Origin of the sequence: Pseudomonas putida, assembly GCF_001941965.1 — a bacterium.
Lineage (GTDB): Bacteria > Pseudomonadota > Gammaproteobacteria > Pseudomonadales > Pseudomonadaceae > Aquipseudomonas > Aquipseudomonas putida_L.
Map to the genome: position 1 here is coordinate 1 of NZ_MKZO01000017.1, position 18,240 is coordinate 18,240.

Genomic DNA, 18,240 nt, shown 5'->3' on the forward strand with positions numbered 1-18,240 from the left:
TCAAGCCAGGGTTTGGCTGGCGGTGTCAAGCGATGCGGTATAGGTAGTCAAAAGGGCTTCTCCCATGCACTGATTTGAGCGCTAATTATATGATATTTATGGATAATTTCCAAAGTTGATGACATTGGGGGCTGGCCCGTGCCTACAACGCTCCGGAAGCCACCGACCTGGCCGGCTACCGCTACCGTTACGCCCTGCACCGCACCGACCCGGACCTGCGCCGCCTGCATGCCGCCGCCCCGTGGATCGCCACCTGGGATGACCATGAGGTACAGGACGACTATTCCCAGGTCTATTCCAAGGATCCGAAGATCAGCGTCGAGCGCTTTCGCCTGCGCCGGGCAGCAGCCTACCAGGCCTTCCTGGAAAACATGCCGCTGCGCCGCCCGCCCATGGGCAGCAATGGCGGACCGCAGATCTACCGGCGCTTCCGTTATGGCGACCTCGCCGCGCTACCGGTGCTGGACGGTCGTCAATACCGCTCCAGGCAGCCCTGCTACCAGGCGCCGGTGTTCGGCAAGGGGCATATGGAAGGGGAAAGCTGCGTCGACCTGCGTGACCCGAAGCGTACCCTGCTCGGTTTCGAGCAGGAGCGCTGGCTCTACGACGGGCTGCGCCGTGGTGACAGCCGCTGGAACCTGATCGCCCAGGACCTGCTGGTCGCACCGTTGCGGGCGCAACGTCCCGGTGACGACGAGGCCCGCTACTGGACCGACACCTGGGACGGCTACCAGGCGGCCCGCGGGCGCCTGCTGGATAACCTGCGTGACAGCCGGGTGGCCAATCCGGTGGTTCTCAGTGGCGACTACCACTCCTTCTGGGCCAATCACCTGCACGAGCGGCCCGAGGACCCGGACTCGCAGTCGGTAGCGGCGGAGTTCGTCGGGACCTCCATCACCTCCAACGGCCCGAGCTATGAGGCGGTGCAATCGATCCTGCCGGACAACCCGCAGATCCGCTTCTATGACAGTCGTCCGCGCGGGTACCTGGCGCTGGACCTGCAGAGGGACCGGCTGGAGGTACGGATGCAGGCGATCTCGGACCGGATGGACCCGGCGGCCAGTGTGTCGACCTTGAAGCGCCTGGTGGTGGAGAGTGGGAGTTCGCGGATCCAGGAAGCCTGAGGACCTCGCGGCATGGGTATCTACACATCTTTTGAGGTAAGAAGGTCCGGTAAATCGCATCAGGGCTGGCAGGTGCTTGTCATGCCTTTTTCGGCGCCCTTGAGATCGAGCGCCGCCCGCGCGGCGCATCGCTGTGCATGACGATGTTCTTGCAGCGGCCTCAAGATCGAGCGCCGCGCGGGCGGCGCTCGATCTCAAGGTCGCTGAAGATCTCCCGGCTTGCACCTGGCGGCCATAACGCGGTTCTATGACGGGCAGTCACCTAGATCACCGGCGCAGGCTCAAACGTCCTCAACCCTGCCACCAGCCCCTCGAACGCCGCCAACACCTCCTGCGGTTTCTCCAGCATCAACTGATGCCCACACCGCTCCAGCACCCGGAACTGCGCCCGGGGCAACTGCCGGGCCAGTTCCTCGCCGCCGCTGGCCGGGGTCAGGCCGTCGCGGTCCCCGGCCAGCACCGAGATCGGCACTTCCAGCCGCGCCAATGCCGCGGCGTCCGGCCATTGCGCATGGGCAACCAGGGCCTTGAACACCTGCAACGAGTTCCCCTGGGCCAGCCCGTCTTCATAGTCCACCAGCGCCGGGTCCGCTTCGGGATGCCAGGCCGCCTCGCGGAACCCGCGGGCAAGGCGCGGCCTCAACAATTCCAGGACCCATACCGGCAGGTTCAACAGGCCCTTGCGCTTCAACGGCCGGTGCAACTGGCTGCCCAGCAGCAGGGCCGCGTCGACCCTCACCGCAGGCCCCGCCAACAGTGCGCTCAAGGCCAGCCCGGTGCCGAACGAATGGGCAACGATGATATTGCGCGCCCCGCCGAATCGCCGCAGGACCTCCAGCTCATCCGCCACCAGTTCGTCCCACGCGTAGGCCCGGGCATCCCGGGGCCGGTCACTGGCACCGTGCCCCAGCAGGTCCCAGGCCACCAGGCTGTAGCCTCGCGCCCCCAAGTCCCGCCACAGCTCGCGCCATTGGTCCTTGTTGCCACCGCCGCCATGCCCGAAAAACACCACGGTATCGCCGCCGGCCTGGTAGGCCACGCTCAGATGCCGGCCCGGACGGATCTCCAGGCGTTCGCCACGCACTCGCGGCAGTTGGGAAAAGTCAGCCATGGGCCGTCTGTACCTCTGTTGATTGCGAAGGAACGGGGCGGGAAAGCCCCAGGTGATCACGCAGGGTCCGCCCCTGGTAGCTGCGACGGAACAGTCCACGACGTTGCAACTCGGGGACCACTCGCTCGACGAAGGCGTCCAGCCCGCCAGGCAGGTACGGCGGCATGACATTGAAGCCATCCGCCGCCCCCTCGACGTACCACTGCTCGAGGCAATCGGCGACCCGCGGCGCATCGCCGACCACCACCAGATGCCCGCGCGCGGCGGCCATGCGCAGGTACAGCTGGCGGATGCTCAGGCCTTCACGGCGAGCCACGGCGATCAGCAGGTCGCGCCGGCTGACCCCGGAATTGGTCGCTGGCAACGCCGGCAGGGGACCGTCCAGCGGATACCCGGACAGATCCGTACCGCCTGCGATATCCGCCAGCAACGACAAGCCCACCTTGGGCTGCACCAGCGCCTGCAACCGCTCGAACAGCGCCTCGGCCTCGGCGTTGCTGTCAGCCACGATGGGTAATACACCCGGCATGATTTTCAATTGATCCGGGTGACGCCCGTAGCGCGGCAGCAGGCCTTTCAGCTCGCGGTAGAACGCCTTGGCCCCGGCCAGCTCGGGCTGCGCGGTAAACACCATGTCGGCATGGGCCGCCGCCAGCTCGCAGCCGGCCTTCGAGGCGCCGGCCAGGACCTGCACCGGCGCCACGCCGCTGGCCGCCCAGCGCGCCCTGACCTGTTCCAGGAAACCCCGTGCCAGCCCATAGCGCCGGGCATGTTCGAAGTGGGTTTCCCGGCCGAAATTGAAGGCTTCCCCGGCATTGCTCGAGGTCACCAGGTTCCAGCCCGTGCGTCCGCCACTCAGGCGCTCCAGCGAGGTGAAGGCCCGAGCCACGCTGTCGACACTGTTGTAGGAAGTGGTCGCGGTCGCCACCAGACCGATCCGCTCGGTCACCGCCGCAAGCCCGGCCAGCAAGGTCAGCGGTTCGAAATGCTCGGTGCGCGACATCCGGCCCAGGGCTTCCAGGCTGCCGGGCAGCATGGCCAGGGTGTCGGACAGGAAGATCGCATCGAAACAACCGCGCTCGGCGGTCTGCGCCAGTTGCCGGTAATGCTGGAAATCCAGGCCGCCATCGGCCTGGGCGTCGGGATGACGCCAGCCGGCCACATGATGACCGGTGGCCATGAGGAAGGCGTTGAGGCTCAGCATGCCGCCACCTCCGCCGCCGACGCCGAACTGCGTCTGAAGCCGCCAAGCAGCCTGCGGGTATAGGGATGTTGCGGCTGGTCGAGCACCTGCGCCGTCTCGCCGGTCTCCACGACCTGGCCGCCTTTCATCACAGCGATGCGGTCACACAGCCGTGCGGCCACCCGCAGGTCGTGGGTGATGAACACGATGCTCAGTTTCAGCCGGCGCTGCAGCGACTCCAGCAATTCCAGGATCTGCACCTGGATCAGCGCATCCAGGGCCGAGACGCATTCATCGGCGATCAGGATCCTTGGCCGCACCGCCAGGGCCCGGGCGATGCCGATGCGCTGGCGCTGGCCGCCGGAAAACTCATGGGGAAAACGCTGCAATGCCGTGGCCGGCAGGCCCACCAGTTCCAGCACCTCCCGCGCCCGCCGCGCCGCTTCCTCGCGCTCGACGCCTTGGGCCAGCGGCCCGGTCATAAGCTGGGTCTCGATGCGCTGGCGCGGGTTCAGTGAAGCGAACGGGTCCTGGAAGATCATCTGCACCGCACCGCGCAAACCTCGCAGGCGCGACTGGGACAACCCGGCCACCTCGCGGCCCTGCCACTGGATGCTGCCGCCATCCACCGCGAGCAGGCGCACCAGGGCCCGACCCAGGGTGGACTTGCCCGACCCCGACTCGCCGACGATTCCCAGGGTCTCGCCTTCGACCAGGCGCAGGTCGACCTGGTCCAGCGCCTGCGTACTGCGTCGCCCCCACCAACCGGCGCGGCGGCTGAAGCTTTTGGCCAACTGACGTGCCTCCAGCACGGCCTCGCGCCCGTGCAACGCCGGGCGCGGATGCAGGGCGCTGGCGCTGACCGCCGCGAGCAATTGCCGGGTGTAGTCCTGCTGGGGCTGCTGCAATACCTGCTGCGCACTGCCCTGCTCCACCAGATGGCCCTTTTCCAGGACCAGCACGCGGTCGGCAATGGCTTCGACCACCGCGAAATCATGGGTGATGAACAGCATGGCCATGCCCTTTTCCCGCTGGATCCGCCGCAACAGCGCGAGGATCTGCGCCTGGGTGGTAACGTCCAGCGCCGAGGTCGGCTCGTCGGCGATCAGCAGGAGCGGATCGAAGGCCAGGGCCATGGCGATCACCATCCGCTGGCGCTGGCCGCCGGACAGTTCGAACGGCAGCGCATGCTGCAGGCGCCCGGGATCGGGCAGGCCGACATAGCCAAGCAGATCGAGGATCCGCTGGCGCCGTTGCTCCCTGCCCCTGACGCCATGGGCCTGCAGCGTCTCGTCGATCTGCCGGCCGACGCTGAGCAGCGGGTTGAGCGCGCTCATCGGCTCCTGAAAGACCATGCTGACAGCACGACCACGCAACTGGCGCATCGCCTCCTCCCCCAGTCCGGCCAGGTCCTCGCCACGGAAGCGGATACGCCCGCCCTCCACCCGTGGCCCGGCCGGCAACAGGCGCAACAGGGCCTTGGCCAGCATGGACTTGCCCGAGCCGGACTCGCCGACCACGCACAGGCATTGCCCGGCCTCCAGGGTCAGCGACAGGTCATGCAGGGCATGGCTGCGGTCGGCACCGGCCGGCAAGGCGATGCGCAGGTGTTCGATATTCAACAAGGCACTCATAGGGAATCTCCTGGTCGGCGGGCCGCATCGAAGGCAACCCGCAGGCCTTCACCGACGCGGTTGACCGCCAGCACGCTAAACAGGATCGCCAGGCCCGGCAGCAGGCCCATCCACCAGGTGTCGCGCAACAGGCCACGGGAGGCGTTGATCATGTAGCCCCAGCTCATCGCATCCGGATCGCCGAGGCCGAGGAAGGCCAGGGCGGCCTCGGTGAGGATCGCCGTGGCCATGACGAAGGTCAGGATCACCAACAGTGGCGCCAGGGCATTGGGCAGGATCTGCCGGAAGACGATGGCCAGCGGCGATTGCCCGAGCACCCGGGCAGCCTGGACGAACTCGCGCTGGCGCAGGCTGAGGAACTCGGCGCGCACCAGGCGTGCCACCGCCGGCCAGGCCACCAGGGCGATGGCCAGCACGATGGAGAACAGCGAAGGCTCAAGGATCGCCACCAGTATTACCGCCAGTACCAATTGCGGAATGATCTGGAAGAACTCGGCGATGCGCATCAGCAGGCCGTCCAGCCAGCCGCCGAAGTAACCGGCGATGGCGCCGACCAGCAGGCCGGTAAACAGGGTCGCGAGGCTGGCGAGCAGCGCCACCGACAGGGACACCCGGGCCCCGTACAGCAGGCCGGCGCCGAGGTCACGGCCGAGCAGGTCGGTGCCCAGCCAGTGGTTGCCATCCTGCAGGGGCCCGAGCAGCGGCTGCGCGGCCATTTCCCAGGGGTCGCCCTGGCTGAGCCACGGCGCGGCCAGGGCCAGTAGACCCAACAGCAGCAGCCATATCAGGCCGAGCAACGCCGAGCGCTGGGCAAGAAAACGTCGCCATGGGGAAAAAGCTCTCATGCGCCCTGCCCTCCGGCACCGATCCGCGGGTCCAGCCAGCGGCACAGCAGATCGGTGAGCAGGTTGAAGCCCACCACCAACAGCGAGATCAGCAGGAAGCCGCCCATCAGCACGCCGTAGTCCCGTTGCGCCAGGGCGTCGTACATCAGCCGGCCGATACCGGGCCAGGAATACACCACCTCCACCAGCAAGGCCCCGCTGGCCAGCTGGCCCAGTTGCAGCCCGGCGAAGGTCACCACCGGCAGCAAGGCATTGCGCAGCACATGGCCGAACAGGATGCGCCGCGCACGCAAGCCCTTGGCCCGGGCGGTGTAGACGTATTCCTGGTGCAGGGCTTCAAGGGTGGCGGCGCGGGTCAGGTGGATATACAGGGCCAGGAACAGGAAGCTCAGGGACAGGCACGGCAGCAGCAAGTGCCGCAGGCGGTCACCCAGCCAGGCCGCGCCGTGCAGGTCGAGGGCAACGCTCTCCATGCCGAACGCCGGCAACCAGTCCAGATGCACCGAGAACAGCAGGATCAGCAGCATCGCCAGCCAGAAGGTCGGCACGGCGTAGAGCAGCAGCGCGCCCTGGGAAATCACCCCGTCCAGCCAGTGCCGGCGCTGCCGCGCACGGGCGGCGATCACCCCGAGGGTGATCCCCAGCAGCGACGAGAGCACGAAGGCCGAGCCCATCAGGCTCAGGGTCGCCGGCAGGCGCTCGGCCAGCAGCGCCCAGACGCTGGTCTGGTTGCGATAGGAGTAGCCCAGGTCCAGGTGCGCCACCTGGCCGAGGTAGCGCAGCAACTGCTGGAGCAGCGGCTGGTCCAGGCCCATCTGCTGGCGCAGGTTGGCGATAAAGGCCGGATCATCGACGCCGGCCTCCCCGGCCATCAGCAACGCCGGATCACCCGGCGCCAGGCGGATCAACAGGAAGCTCAGGACCAGCACCCCGATCACCATCAGGCCGGCACGCCCCAGGCGCGCACCGAGGAACACCAGGCCATTCATGGCGTCGGTGCGTCGAGGTAGACGCTCTCGTAGTCTTCATTAAGGCTGGTGGCGGTGCGCAGCAGGTTGTGCACCTGCTTGTGGTACAGGGTCGGATAACGCATCTCGAAGATCGGCGCGATCGGCAGATCCTGGTTCAGCAGGTTTTCCAGCTCGCTGTAGAGCTTCTGCCGCTGCGGACCTTCGGCGGTGTCGGCGACCTGGTTCCACAGGCGGTCGGCCTCGGGATTGTTGTAGCCGCTGACATTGGCGAAGGGCGAGGTCTTGAGGATGTAGTCGGAGCGGTACAGGTAGGCGTTGGTCAGGTACGGATCGCCGATCTGGAAGATGAAGTTGTAGGTCAGATCGAAGTCCCAGTCGCTGACCCGCTGGAACCAGGTCGCGGCGTCCGAGGTGACTACCTGGACCTTGAAGCCCAGTGGCTGCAGGGCCTGCTTGGTGTATTCGGCCAGGCGCTCCCAGGCGCCGCCCTTCTCACCGTTGAGCAGGCGGATGCGCACTGCGCTGACGTCCACCCCGGATTCGGCGATCAGCGCCTTGGCCTTCTTCAGGTCGTAGGCGTACTGCGGCAGCTGCGGGTCGTGGTACGGCGAACTGGACACGAACGGCCCCTGGGACACCCGCCCGGCGCCGAAGAAGATGTTGTCGACGATGAACTGGCGGTTCAGCGCCGTGAGGATGGCCTGGCGTACCTTGGGGTTGTCCAGCGGCGGCTTGCGCGTATTGATCTGCAGGAAGGCCAGCCCGGCATACAGTTCGTAGCCCTGCTCCGAGGCCACCACGTCAGGCAGCGCGCCGAGGCGCTTGAGGTCGGAGTAGTCGGCATCGCCAGCGCGCAGCACCTGCACGTCGTTGCGTTCGAAGGCGGCGGAGCGGGACGAACCGTCGGGGATCACGTGGAAGATCACTCCATCCAGGTGCGGCAGGCCCTGTTTCCAGTAGTGCGGGTTCTTCGCCAGCTTGATGTAGGCGCCGCGTTTCCACTCCAGGAAGACGAAGGGCCCGGTGCCGACCGGCTTGAGGTTGTAGGGGTTGGCACGGAAATCACTGCCCTCGTACAAGTGCTTCGGCACGATCGGCCGCAACCCGCTGCCCAGGGACGACAACAACGGCGCGAAGGGTTTCTTCAGGTGGAACGTGACCTGCAGCGGCTTGCTCGAATCGATGGCGGCGACGAACTGTTCGAAGATCGAACCGATGCGCTTGTCCACCTCGGGATAGAAGGTATTGAAGCTGAACAGCACATCCTGTTCGGTGAAAGGCTTGCCGTCGTGCCAGGTCACACCCGGTTGCAGGTCGAACGTGTAGGTCAGGCCGTCAGGAGAGACGGTCCAGCTCTTCGCCAGCACCGGCTGCGGCTTGAGGTCGGTATCGAAGGTCAGCAGCCCTTGCAGGACCTTGCCGCTGACGTATTGGGTGGACACATGGGTGACGACCCCGTGCATCAAGGATGGCGGCTCGGGCTGGGCGATCAGGCTAAGGATGCCGCCGTTCTGCGGCGCGGCCTGGGCGGTGCTGCCGAACAGCGCTGCACAGGTGAGCACGGCGAGTCCCAGCCTTTTCAAAGCGTGACGCGGGGGGTGTTGGGGCGCTGGCATGGTGACTCCTTGGCAAATGGTCTGCCGGGGATTTTGCAAGCGCTATGCCATGGGTCTGCTGCACCGTGTATACGGGGGCGAGGCGCAGGAATACCGGCCGTGGCTGGTGAAAAAGCCACAGCGCGGTGGCGGGAATGTGGAAAAAGCAGCAGCGGGATCAAGGCCATGGCCCGCTTTCAGGGGCTGCGCGGCGCTGGCACAGGGTTTGCCCTCCAATGCTCAACACGCTCATTCGACCTTTTCGCGGACTGTTCCCATGCCCCTTGACTACCTCGGCAACCCTCTCGACACCGACGACCAGCACGCCCGCCAAGGCCTGGACGATTTCATCGGCGGTTTCATCGGTTACCACCCTCGCGCCGAAGCCATCCTGCCGACCGCCGACCGCCATCCACAATCGGCACTGAGCAACGCCCTGGCGGGGATCCTGCTGATGTTCAGCGAATCCCCCGAAGGCCCGCTGCTGGCCGGAAAATACCGACAACGTGCCGCCGCGGTCGCCACCCGCCACCCCCGGGCCGCACTCTACCTGGCCTTGCTCGATGCCTGGATCGACGACGACCTGGACCGGGCCCTGACCCTGGGCGAGCAGCTCCTCAAGGCTTATCCGCGCGACCTGTTCGCCGCCAAGCTGACCCAGTACATCGAATTCAACCGTGGTAACTGGCCGGCCCTGCTGCGCATCGGCCTCAAGGCCGTCGAAGCGGCCCCGGAGATCGCCCAGAGCCACGCCATGCTGGCTTTCGCCTACGAGCAATGCCATCTGCTGGAAGAAGCCGAAGCCAGTGCGCGCCAGGCCCTGGTGATCCAGGCCGACGAGCCCTGGGCCCAGCACGCCCTGGCCCACGTGATGCTGACCGAAGGCCGGATCGAGGAAGGCATCGCCTTCCTGCAGGAGGTCAGCGGGCACTGGGACGGCCTGAACTCGTTCATGTACACCCACAACTGGTGGCACCTGGCGCTGTTCCACCTGGCCCGGGGCGACGAGGCGCGGGTGCTGGAAATCTACGACCGGCACGTGTGGGGGATCCTGCCGCAGTACTCCCAGGACCAGATCGGCGCGGTATCGCTGCTGGCCCGCCTGGAGATCGCCGGGATCGATGTCGGACAGCGCTGGCAGGCGCTGGCGCCGTACCTGCAACTGCGCCAGGGCGATACCGTGCAACCGTTCCTCAGCCTGCAATACCTGTACGGCCTGGCGCGCGCCGACAAGCTCGAAGCGAATCTGCTGTTCGCCGCCCTCGTCGAACGCAGCCAGCAGGCTCCGGACTTCAGCCGCGCCGTCTGGGCCGAGGTCACCCTGCCCCTGGCCGAAGGCTTGCTGGCCCACGCCCGCGGCGAGCACACCCGCGCGGCACGCCTGCTGGCCGCCAGCCTGCCCCGCCTGAACGAGATCGGCGGCAGCCATGCGCAGCGCGACCTGTTCGCCCAGATCGAACTGGATGCGCGGCTACGCAGCGGGGATTGGGCGGTCGCCCAGCAGTTGCTGGAACTGCGCCGGCGCTACGACGGCCTGGATGTGCCGAGCAACCGCCATCTGCAACGGGTGTATGCCGAACTGGGCCTGCCGGACCTGGCACGGCAGGCCGGACAGCGGGTCGAACAGGTGCTGCTCAACCGCGCGCAGCGTGCACACCCCGGGCAATAGCCCGGGCCACGCAATCGGCGGCAGCAGAACCGATGCTGCCGATACTGACCTGGCGCCGGGCACCAGCGCCCAGCTCCACCGTTCCGGTGGCCAGGGCGAACACGCTATCGCCATCGAACGGCAGATGCGCCGGACGCACCGCCCGGGCAATGCCGTCCTGGGCCATGATCGCCACGCGCTTGCACTCGGCGGTGCTCAGTTGCGCGGTACTGGCAACCACGACCAGGGTGGTATTGGCCCCGGCCTGCAGGCGCCCCATGGAATCCAGGCGCGACAGTTCGGGGATCGGATCGCTGCAATCCTGGTCGCCGGTCGGCCGCGCGCCACCGAACTCCCCGGCGATCTCCCAGGGCCAGGCCCAGAAGGTGCGGCCATCAGGCATGTACACCGAGCCGATGGGGTTGGCCACCACGAGCGCGGCGACCAGCAGGCCGTCGCCAAGATCCAGCGATGCCGTTCCCAGCCCGCCCTTGAGTACCCCGGCCATGGCCCCGCGACCGGCACCGACCGCGCCCTGGGCGGTGTCCGTGCCGGCATTGGCCAGGGCCTCGAAGCCAAGGCGCCGGTAAGGCGGCTCCAGGCCCCACTGCTTGTCGCCGCCGTTGGCCAGGTCATGCAGCACCGCCGAGGGCACGATGGGGATCGCCGGGGCGCCAGCCTTCAGGTGCAGGCCGACACCCTCGGCGGACAGCGCCGCCGCCACGGCATCGGCAGCGCCCAGGCCGAACACCGAACCGCCGGCAAAGACCAGGGCATGCAACTGGCCGACCATGTTCTCCGGCTCCAGCGCCGCCGACTCGCGCCCGCCGGGGCCGCCGCCGCGGATATCGACGCTGGCGGTACAGACGCGGGCAGCGCGGATCACCGTGACCCCGGTATCGACCCGGGGATCGGTGGCATGGCCGACGGTCAGGCCGGGGATATCGGTAAGGGCGTTGCGGGGACCGGGGAGCGGCATACGGGTAATCCTGGTGGGTGGTGGTACGGGGTGGTCAGCAAGTGATGTGCCAGGCAGATGATTGATGTGGGTTTTCATGGCCTTATCGCTGGCAAGCCAGCTCCCACAGGGTCCACAGCGACTTGCCAGCGGTTGGGCCGGCAAAACCACCGCCGCCCCGACTGTAGAAAAACCAGCAGCCTGCCCCCGGCATCGCTGAAAAATCACCAGCCAACTCCGCCACCAAGCTCCAACCAACTGTTTTAAAAGCCTTTTTTCGCCTGGCACAGGCCTTGCTCTTATCCGTACACCAGAGCTTGCCCCAACAAGCCGACCCTCTACCGACCTTTCCGGAGTAAGCCCCTATGCGTTCCTCGATCCGCACGGCCTTGCGGCCCCCACACAAAGCCTTCGCCTACAGCCTGCTGTTTCTCGCCCTGGCCGAGGCGGCACCGGTGCTGGCCGCCGACAACCCACTGGACACCGTGGTGGTCATCGGCAACCGCGGCCAGGCCCGGACCCTGGCGGAAAGCCCGGCGCCAGTCGATGTGATCTCGTCGAAGCAACTGCTCGCCACCGGCCAGGGCGACCTGACCCGGGCCCTGAGCCGGGTCCTGCCCTCGCTCAACCAGCCAGCCTCGTCCGGCTTCGGCTCGACTTCGGTGGTGCGCCCCATCAGCCTGCGCGGCCTCAACGGCGACCAGGTGCTGGTGCTGGTCAACGGCAAGCGCCGGCACAACAGCGCCCTGCTCAACAACGGCACCTACCTCAACTCCGGCTCGCAGCCGGTGGACCTGGACATGATCCCCACCGCCCTGGTGGACCATGTCGAAGTCCTGCGCGATGGCGCCTCGGCCCAGTACGGTTCCGACGCCATCGGCGGCGTGGTCAATATCGTGCTGAAGCAGACCGACCACGGCGGCAGCGTCTCCACCACCTACGGCCAGAACTATGAAAACGGTGACGGCGAGACCAACCGCCAGACCGGCAACATCGGCCTGGCCCTGCCCAACGACGGGTTCATCAACCTGGCCCTGGACGTCAAGCAGCAGAAGGTCTCCGATCGCTCCGACAAGGCGCCGTACACCGACAGTGCCGGCAACACCAGCCTGCAGCACACCTACTACGGCACCGGCCTGCCGGAAGCTCGCAACTTCAGCCTGGGCTACAACGCCGAGCTGCCGGTCAACGACAGCCTGAGCCTGTACTCCTTCTCCACCTACACCCGGCGCAACTCCGAGAAGCCGCTGGCCTTCCACCAGCCGGCCAGCTTCGACGGCATCGCCACGCCCTTCCCGGAAGGCGTGGAAGACACCCTGCGCTTTATCGAAAACGACTTCCAGGTGGCCTTCGGTGGCAAGGGCACGGCACTGGGCTGGGACTATGACCTGTCCACCACCTACGGCCAGGACCATGCCGAGGCGACCCTGCGCCACACCTACAACCTCAGCTACGGTGCCGACTCGCCGACCTCGGTGGACACCGGGGTGAAGACCTTCAGCCAGTGGACCAACAACCTCGACCTGACCCGTGCCTTCGACCTCGGCCTGGCCAGGCCGACCCAGGTTTCCTGGGGTCTCGAGCAGCGCTACGAGAACTACAAGATCGGCAAGGGCGACTACGCCTCCTACGCCAGCGGCCCCTTCACCACCGGGGCCAGCGGCAACCCGATCGCGCCGGGGACCATCTCCGGCGCCGGCACCACCCCGGCCGACGCCGCCGAAAAAGGCCGTACCAGCGTCGGCGCCTACGCGGAAATCGGCCAGGACCTTACCGAGAAGTGGCACGTGGACCTCGCCGGACGCTACGAGGACTACAACGATGGCTCCGGCACCACCAGCAACGGCAAGTTCTCCACCCGCTACCAGTTGACCCCGATCCTCGCGGTCCGCGGTACTTTCAGTACGGGCTTCCGCGCGCCATCCCTGGCCCAGCAGATCTATAGCTCGACCTCGCAGAGCAACGTCAACGGCAACCTGATCGATTACCGCAACGTCGCGGTGGACTCGGCCGTGGCCAAGGCCCTCGGTGCTACCACGCTGAAGCCGGAAAAATCCACCAACTTCGGCCTCGGCCTGACCCTGCAGCCGAGCGACAACACCTCGATCACCCTCGATGCCTACCAGATCAAGATCAAGGACCGCATCGCCCAGACCGGCTACCTCGGCGGCACCCCGCAGATCAACGCGATCCTCGCTGCCGCAGGCCTGGCCACCAACCAGTCGGTGACCTACTTCACCAACGCCCTCGACACCACCACCCGCGGCATCGACCTGGTCGGCGACTACCGCCAGGACCTCGGCGCCTGGGGCGGCGTGCGCTACAACCTCGGGTTCAACTGGAACACCACCGAGATCGACGACATCCACGCCTCCTCCGTGGCCCAGCAAGCCCTCGGCCCGACCGGCGGCTACGACCGCCAGCGTCAGGGCAACCTCAAGCATGGCCTGCCGGAATCCAAGCTGCTGCTCGGCGCGACCTGGACCTTCCAGCAACTGGAGCTGAGCCTGAACCTGACCCGCTACGGCGAGTACACCCAGTACGGCACCCTGGAAACCTACGACCGCACCTTCTCCCCGGCCTGGATAACCGACCTCAACCTGGACTACCACCTGACCAAGGACCTGACCCTCACCGCCGGGGCCAACAACCTGTTCAACAAGTACCCGGAGCGCACCCACCTGGCGAGCACCTCGGGTGGCTTCCCCTATGGCAACTTCTCGCCCTACGGCACCACCGGCGGTTACTGGTACACCGGCCTGAGCTACAACTTCTGACCCGCGGCCCTGCCGGCCGCGTGGCTGGCAGGGCTTTCGCCTGACCTACGGGAGTACTGTCCATGACCCGTCGCACCGATCAACTCAAGCTGGGGGCCTTTCTCGCCAACAGCGGTCACCATGTCGCCGCCTGGCGTCACCCCCTGGCCCAGGCCGATGCCAGCCTGGACTTCGAGCATTTCAAGGCGATTGCCCGCAGCGCCGAGCGCGGCCGCTTCGATGCGCTGTTCGTCGCCGATGTGGTCGCCCTCTGGGGCCATCACCTCGACGCCCTGAGCCGCACCGCCCGCGGCGAGCATTTCGAGCCGCTGACCCTGATGGCTGCCCTGGCGGCGGTGACCGAGCACATCGGCCTGATCGCCACCGCCACCACCAGCTACAACGAGCCGTACCATATCGCCCGCAAGTTCGCCTCCCTCGACCACCTGTCCAAAGGCCGCGCGGCGTGGAACCTGGTGACCTCGGTGGTTTCGGACGAAGCCTGGAACTTCGGCCGCGAAAGCCATATCGAGCACGCCGACCGCTACCAGCGCGCCGAAGAGTTCCACGATGTGGTCAAGGGCCTGTGGGACAGCTGGGACGACGACGCCTTCCCCCGGGACAAGGCCAGCGGCCAGTACTTCGACCCGGACAAGCTGCATACCCTGAACCACCGCGGCCAGCACTTCGCCGTGCGCGGCCCGCTGAACGTGGCCCGTCCGCCCCAGGGCCATCCGGTGCTGGTCCAGGCCGGAGCCTCGGAGCCGGGCAAGGCCCTGGCGGCACGGGTCGCCGAAGTGATCTTCGCCTCCCACCACGAACTGCCGGCGGCCCAGGCGTTCTACCAGGACATCAAGCAACGCGCCGCCGCCCTCGGTCGCGACCCGGACCATATCAAGATCCTCCCCGGCGTCACGCCCTTCATCGGGGAAACCCGCGAGCAGGCCCAGGCCCTGTTCGACGAGTTCCAGGCGCTGATCGACCCGGTACTGGGCCTGCGCCTGCTGGCCGACACCCTGGGCGAGGATATCGACCTGTCCGGCCACGACCTCGACGGCCCTTTGCCGGAAACGCCGGCGGGCCAGCGGGGCAGCCGTCGCGACCAGGTCCTGGAAGTGGCCCGACGCGACAACCTGAGCATCCGCCAGCTGTACCTGCGCCTGGCCGGGGGCAACCCGGTGATCGGTACGCCGGAGGACATCGCCGACACCTTCGAAGCCTGGTTCCAGGGGCGTGCCTGCGACGGGTTCAACGTGTTCTTCCCGTATTTCCCGGGTTCCATCGACACCTTCGTCGACCAGGTGATCCCGCTGCTGCAGGCGCGCGGGCTGTTCCGCCGTGAGTACGAGGGCCGCACCCTGCGCGAAAACCTCGGCCTGCCGCGTCCGGCCAACCGCTTCAGCGCCAGGGAGGAGGCCCGCGCATGAAGACATTGCCCGGCCTGCTCCTGGCCCTGGGCTGCCTGGCCGCCAGCCCGGCCTTTGCCCTGAACATCCTGCTGAGCAACGACGACGGCTACCAGCACCCGAACATCCGCGCGCTGTACAGCGCTTTGAAAGCGGCCGGGCACGCGGTGAAGATCGCCGCGCCACAAAGCGAACAGAGTGCCCGCGGCGGCGCCTTCCTCTACGGTCGCGAAGTGCAGGTGGGACGCGACAGCGACCCGGCCTACCCCGACAGCTATTACATAAGCACCCATGAAACCGGCGTGTGCAGCAGCCCGGCCTGCGCCGGCCAGCCGGTACAGATCGAGATCAGCGGCACGCCGGTCATGGCCTTGCTGATGGGTCTGAAGAAGGTCGAGCCGAACCCGGACCTGGTCATCGTCGGGCCCAACCCCGGCAACAACGTCGGCGCCATCAACAGCGCGTCGGGCACCTTCAATGCCGCCAGCTTCGCCGTGCGCGCCGGCTATCCGACCCTGGCGGTGAGTACCGACCTCAAGGACAAGGACCCGCAACGCATCGCCCGCCAGGTGCTGGGCCTGGTGGACGCCCTCGACCGGCATCGCCAGCCCGATGGCAGGCTATTGCCCGCCGGCCTCGGCCTGAACATCAACTTCCCCGCCGACAGCGCCGCACTCAAGGGCGTGCGCCTGACCCGCATCGGCAGCTACGTCGGCTTCGACACCCTGTACACCGACGATCTCGGCCCGCTGTTCCCGGCCCAGGCCGGCAAGCCGGGGATCAGCTTCCAGCACAGCGCCCCGGCAACGCCGGCGCAACAGGACGATGAAGCCGTGTGGCTGGCCAAGGGTTACCTGACCATCAGCCCGTTCAACGGCCAGCTGCAATCCAGCGACCAGGCCGGCGCCGCCCGTGCCCTGAGCGCCCTGCCCCTGATCAGCGAGGACAAACGACCATGAGCGGCGGATTCTCCCTCGGCTTTCTCAGCCGGGTGTACCAGACCGAGTACAACCCCCGGGTCTACCGGGAAACCCTGGAACTGTTCGAAGCCGCCGAGGCACTGGGCTTCGACACGGGCTGGGTGGCGCAGCATCACTTCGCCAGCGAACAGGGCCGCCTGCCCTCGCCGTTGGTGCTGCTCTCGGCGATCGCCCAGCGCACCCGGCGCATCGGCCTGGGCAGCGGAATCATCGTGCTGCCGCAGGAGCCGGCCCTGCGCCTGGCGGAAGACGCCGCAGTGCTCGACCTGCTGAGCAACGGGCGCCTGGAACTGGGGCTGGGCGCAGGCTTCGACCCGGACACCTTCAACGCCTTCGGCCTGGCCCACGACCAGCGCCATCGCGACTACGAGAACAACCTGCAACGTCTGCAGACCGCCCTTGGCAACGGCCCCCTGAACCACGACGGCCTGCGCCTGCAGCCACTGGCACCGAGCCTGGGCGGGCGTCTCTGGGAAGCCACCTCGCGGGTGGAACTGGTGGCGGCCCGGGGCAACGGCCTGATCATGGCGCCCAATCCACACCTGCCAACCCGGGCCGGCATCGAGCTGGTCCAGCGCTACCGCGACGCCTGGACCGGCGACAACGGCACCCCGGCGCGTATCGCCCGGGTCCAGGGCGTGTTTCCCCTGGCCCACACGGCCGCCTTGCGCGAGGACATCCAGCGCTACCTCGCACGGCAGAAAAGCATCGGCGTCTACCAGGGCCCATTGGACGGTGACTTCGAGGACACCCTGCGACGCCTCGGTGTGCTGCATGGCGCGCCCGAAGCGATCATCGAAGGCCTGGAGGACGGGCCGCGCCTGGGTCGTCACGACCACCTGATCGTCCAGGTACAGAGCGCCAGCACGCCGCTGCGCGACGCCATCCGCGCCCTGCAGATCATCGCCGAAGACGTGGCCCCGGCCCTGGGCTGGCGCCCCGCCCTGGCCCGCACCGCGAAGGAGTTTTCCCTGTCATGAGCACTGCCACTTCCCGCCCGCCGTTCAAACTGGGTTTTCTCACCCATGCGTTCGGCGAGGATGCGCAACAGACCTACCGTGACCTGCTGGAGCAGTTCGAAGTCGCCGAAGCCCTGGGCTTCGACGGTGGCTGGATTGCCCAGCATCACCTGAGCAACGGTTTCGGCCGCCTGCCCTCGCCGCTGCTGGCCTTGGCCGCAGTGGCCGAGCGCACCCGGCATATCGAGCTGGGCACGGCGGTGACCGTACTGCCCTTCGAGGACCCGGTGCGCCTGGCCGAGGATGCCAGCGTGCTCGACCAGCTAAGCGGTGGTCGGGTGCAACTGGGCCTGGGCAGCGGTGGCGCCAACCTGGACAGTTTCACGGTGTTCGAACGGGACGCCGGGCAACGCCAGCAACACTTCACCGAGGACCAGCAACGCCTGCAGGGGCTGCTCAACGGGGACGCGCTGTTCCCCGGCAGCGCACTGACCCTGCAACCGCCTGCCCCCGGCCTGGCCCGCCGTCTCTGGCATTCGCACGGTAGCCTGGAGGGCGCACGCTATACCGCCAGCCAGGGCAACGGCTTTCTCCTCGGTACCGCGACCCATGATCCGCTGACCGTGCAGAAGCCCCTGGCCGAGGCCTATCTCGCGGCCTGGGAACACCCGACGGAGCCGCCGCGCATCGGCGTGGTCCGTGCCGTCTTCCCCGCCGCCGACCGCGCCACCGCGCAGGCCGAGCTGGCGGTGGATATCGAGCGTCATGTGCCACGCCTGCAACGGGAGGGCCTGATCGAACAGGCGATCGACCTGGAAGAACACCTGCGCCTGCTCAATGTCCATCACGGCCATCCCGACGAGGTCATCCGCGGCCTGCGCGAGGATCCATCGCTGCTGCCCTATGCCGACTACCTGATCGTGGTGGTGCAGGCCGAGAGTTCGAGCCAGGAGCAGGTCCTGCAGCGCCTGCGCATCGTCGCCGAAACCATCGCCCCGGCCCTCGGCTGGCGGCCCCGGCCTGTCCAGCCGGAGGCGGCGGTGGGATGATGGTCTTTCCCCTGTTCGTAC

14 protein-coding genes are annotated in these 18,240 nt (G+C 67.4%); 7 read left to right on the forward strand and 7 right to left on the reverse strand.

What is annotated here, in order from left to right:
- Nucleotides 1–131: 131 nt before the first annotated feature.
- Nucleotides 132–1,124, forward strand: a complete 993-nt coding sequence (locus tag PSEMO_RS11055) for an alkaline phosphatase D family protein (protein WP_256721097.1) — start codon at nt 132–134, stop codon at nt 1,122–1,124.
- A 262-nt stretch (nt 1,125–1,386) separates the two neighbouring features.
- Here PSEMO_RS11055 and PSEMO_RS11060 read toward each other — a convergent pair whose 3' ends face one another.
- The 6 genes from PSEMO_RS11060 to PSEMO_RS11085 are packed head-to-tail and all read right to left on the reverse strand — an operon-like array spanning nt 1,387 to nt 8,484.
- Nucleotides 1,387–2,235 (reverse strand): alpha/beta fold hydrolase, encoded by an 849-nt coding sequence (locus PSEMO_RS11060; protein ID WP_075803112.1) that lies wholly within the window; start codon nt 2,233–2,235, stop codon nt 1,387–1,389.
- Entirely contained in the window at nt 2,228–3,439 is a 1,212-nt protein-coding gene (locus PSEMO_RS11065; protein ID WP_075803113.1) for an LLM class flavin-dependent oxidoreductase, read from the reverse strand. Before PSEMO_RS11065 ends, PSEMO_RS11060 begins: the two co-directional genes overlap by 8 nt.
- Nucleotides 3,433–5,052, reverse strand: coding sequence for a dipeptide ABC transporter ATP-binding protein (locus PSEMO_RS11070; protein WP_075803114.1), 1,620 nt, complete (start codon nt 5,050–5,052; stop codon nt 3,433–3,435). Before PSEMO_RS11070 ends, PSEMO_RS11065 begins: the two co-directional genes overlap by 7 nt.
- On the reverse strand, nt 5,049–5,897 hold the full coding sequence (locus PSEMO_RS11075; RefSeq protein WP_075803115.1) for an ABC transporter permease: 849 nt from the start codon (nt 5,895–5,897) through the stop codon (nt 5,049–5,051). Before PSEMO_RS11075 ends, PSEMO_RS11070 begins: the two co-directional genes overlap by 4 nt.
- Nucleotides 5,894–6,886 carry an ABC transporter permease gene (locus PSEMO_RS11080; RefSeq protein ID WP_075803116.1) on the reverse strand — a complete coding sequence of 331 codons (993 nt, stop codon included), beginning with the start codon at nt 6,884–6,886 and terminating at the stop codon, nt 5,894–5,896. The genes PSEMO_RS11075 and PSEMO_RS11080 overlap by 4 nt, the downstream gene beginning before the upstream one ends.
- On the reverse strand, nt 6,883–8,484 hold the full coding sequence (locus tag PSEMO_RS11085; protein ID WP_372239114.1) for an ABC transporter substrate-binding protein: 1,602 nt from the start codon (nt 8,482–8,484) through the stop codon (nt 6,883–6,885). The genes PSEMO_RS11080 and PSEMO_RS11085 overlap by 4 nt, the downstream gene beginning before the upstream one ends.
- 256 nt (nt 8,485–8,740) lie before the next feature.
- Between PSEMO_RS11085 and PSEMO_RS11090 the strand changes: the two genes are divergently transcribed.
- A complete protein-coding gene (locus PSEMO_RS11090; protein WP_075803118.1) occupies nt 8,741–10,132 on the forward strand; it encodes a tetratricopeptide repeat protein in 1,392 nt (463 codons plus the stop codon).
- On the opposite strand, the gene PSEMO_RS11095 is transcribed toward PSEMO_RS11090, so the two are convergent.
- On the reverse strand, nt 10,098–11,090 hold the full coding sequence (locus PSEMO_RS11095; protein WP_075803119.1) for a P1 family peptidase: 993 nt from the start codon (nt 11,088–11,090) through the stop codon (nt 10,098–10,100). The two genes, PSEMO_RS11090 and PSEMO_RS11095, sit on opposite strands and share 35 nt — an antisense overlap.
- 344 nt (nt 11,091–11,434) lie before the next feature.
- Here PSEMO_RS11095 and PSEMO_RS11100 point away from each other — a divergent pair, with 344 nt between their 5' ends.
- From PSEMO_RS11100 to PSEMO_RS11120, 5 genes are all read left to right on the forward strand, one after another.
- Nucleotides 11,435–13,846: a TonB-dependent receptor plug domain-containing protein gene (locus PSEMO_RS11100; protein WP_075803120.1), complete on the forward strand. Its 2,412-nt coding sequence runs from the start codon at nt 11,435–11,437 to the stop codon at nt 13,844–13,846.
- A 62-nt stretch (nt 13,847–13,908) separates the two neighbouring features.
- On the forward strand, nt 13,909–15,252 hold the full coding sequence (locus tag PSEMO_RS11105; protein WP_075803121.1) for an LLM class flavin-dependent oxidoreductase: 1,344 nt from the start codon (nt 13,909–13,911) through the stop codon (nt 15,250–15,252).
- Nucleotides 15,249–16,190, forward strand: a complete 942-nt coding sequence (locus PSEMO_RS11110; RefSeq protein ID WP_075803122.1) for a 5'/3'-nucleotidase SurE — start codon at nt 15,249–15,251, stop codon at nt 16,188–16,190. The genes PSEMO_RS11105 and PSEMO_RS11110 overlap by 4 nt, the downstream gene beginning before the upstream one ends.
- Complete coding sequence (locus PSEMO_RS11115) at nt 16,187–17,191, forward strand: LLM class flavin-dependent oxidoreductase (protein WP_075803123.1); 1,005 nt, start codon at nt 16,187–16,189, stop codon at nt 17,189–17,191. Before PSEMO_RS11110 ends, PSEMO_RS11115 begins: the two co-directional genes overlap by 4 nt.
- On the forward strand, nt 17,188–18,219 hold the full coding sequence (locus PSEMO_RS11120) for an LLM class flavin-dependent oxidoreductase (protein ID WP_075803124.1): 1,032 nt from the start codon (nt 17,188–17,190) through the stop codon (nt 18,217–18,219). The genes PSEMO_RS11115 and PSEMO_RS11120 overlap by 4 nt, the downstream gene beginning before the upstream one ends.
- The last annotated feature ends 21 nt before the right edge of the window (nt 18,220–18,240 follow it).

What these genes read in the sequence shown, in the direction of transcription:
- PSEMO_RS11060 (WP_075803112.1), bottom strand. Translation starts at nt 2,235, where the DNA reads ATGGCTGACTTTTCCCAACTGCCGCGAGTGCGTGGCGAACGCCTGGAG.
- PSEMO_RS11065 (WP_075803113.1), bottom strand. Translation starts at nt 3,439, where the DNA reads ATGCTGAGCCTCAACGCCTTCCTCATGGCCACCGGTCATCATGTGGCC.
- PSEMO_RS11070 (WP_075803114.1), bottom strand. Translation starts at nt 5,052, where the DNA reads ATGAGTGCCTTGTTGAATATCGAACACCTGCGCATCGCCTTGCCGGCC.
- PSEMO_RS11075 (WP_075803115.1), bottom strand. Translation starts at nt 5,897, where the DNA reads ATGAGAGCTTTTTCCCCATGGCGACGTTTTCTTGCCCAGCGCTCGGCG.
- PSEMO_RS11080 (WP_075803116.1), bottom strand. Translation starts at nt 6,886, where the DNA reads ATGAATGGCCTGGTGTTCCTCGGTGCGCGCCTGGGGCGTGCCGGCCTG.
- PSEMO_RS11085 (WP_372239114.1), bottom strand. Translation starts at nt 8,484, where the DNA reads ATGCCAGCGCCCCAACACCCCCCGCGTCACGCTTTGAAAAGGCTGGGA.
- PSEMO_RS11090 (WP_075803118.1), top strand. Translation starts at nt 8,741, where the DNA reads ATGCCCCTTGACTACCTCGGCAACCCTCTCGACACCGACGACCAGCAC.
- PSEMO_RS11095 (WP_075803119.1), bottom strand. Translation starts at nt 11,090, where the DNA reads ATGCCGCTCCCCGGTCCCCGCAACGCCCTTACCGATATCCCCGGCCTG.
- PSEMO_RS11100 (WP_075803120.1), top strand. Translation starts at nt 11,435, where the DNA reads ATGCGTTCCTCGATCCGCACGGCCTTGCGGCCCCCACACAAAGCCTTC.
- PSEMO_RS11105 (WP_075803121.1), top strand. Translation starts at nt 13,909, where the DNA reads ATGACCCGTCGCACCGATCAACTCAAGCTGGGGGCCTTTCTCGCCAAC.
- PSEMO_RS11110 (WP_075803122.1), top strand. Translation starts at nt 15,249, where the DNA reads ATGAAGACATTGCCCGGCCTGCTCCTGGCCCTGGGCTGCCTGGCCGCC.
- PSEMO_RS11115 (WP_075803123.1), top strand. Translation starts at nt 16,187, where the DNA reads ATGAGCGGCGGATTCTCCCTCGGCTTTCTCAGCCGGGTGTACCAGACC.
- PSEMO_RS11120 (WP_075803124.1), top strand. Translation starts at nt 17,188, where the DNA reads ATGAGCACTGCCACTTCCCGCCCGCCGTTCAAACTGGGTTTTCTCACC.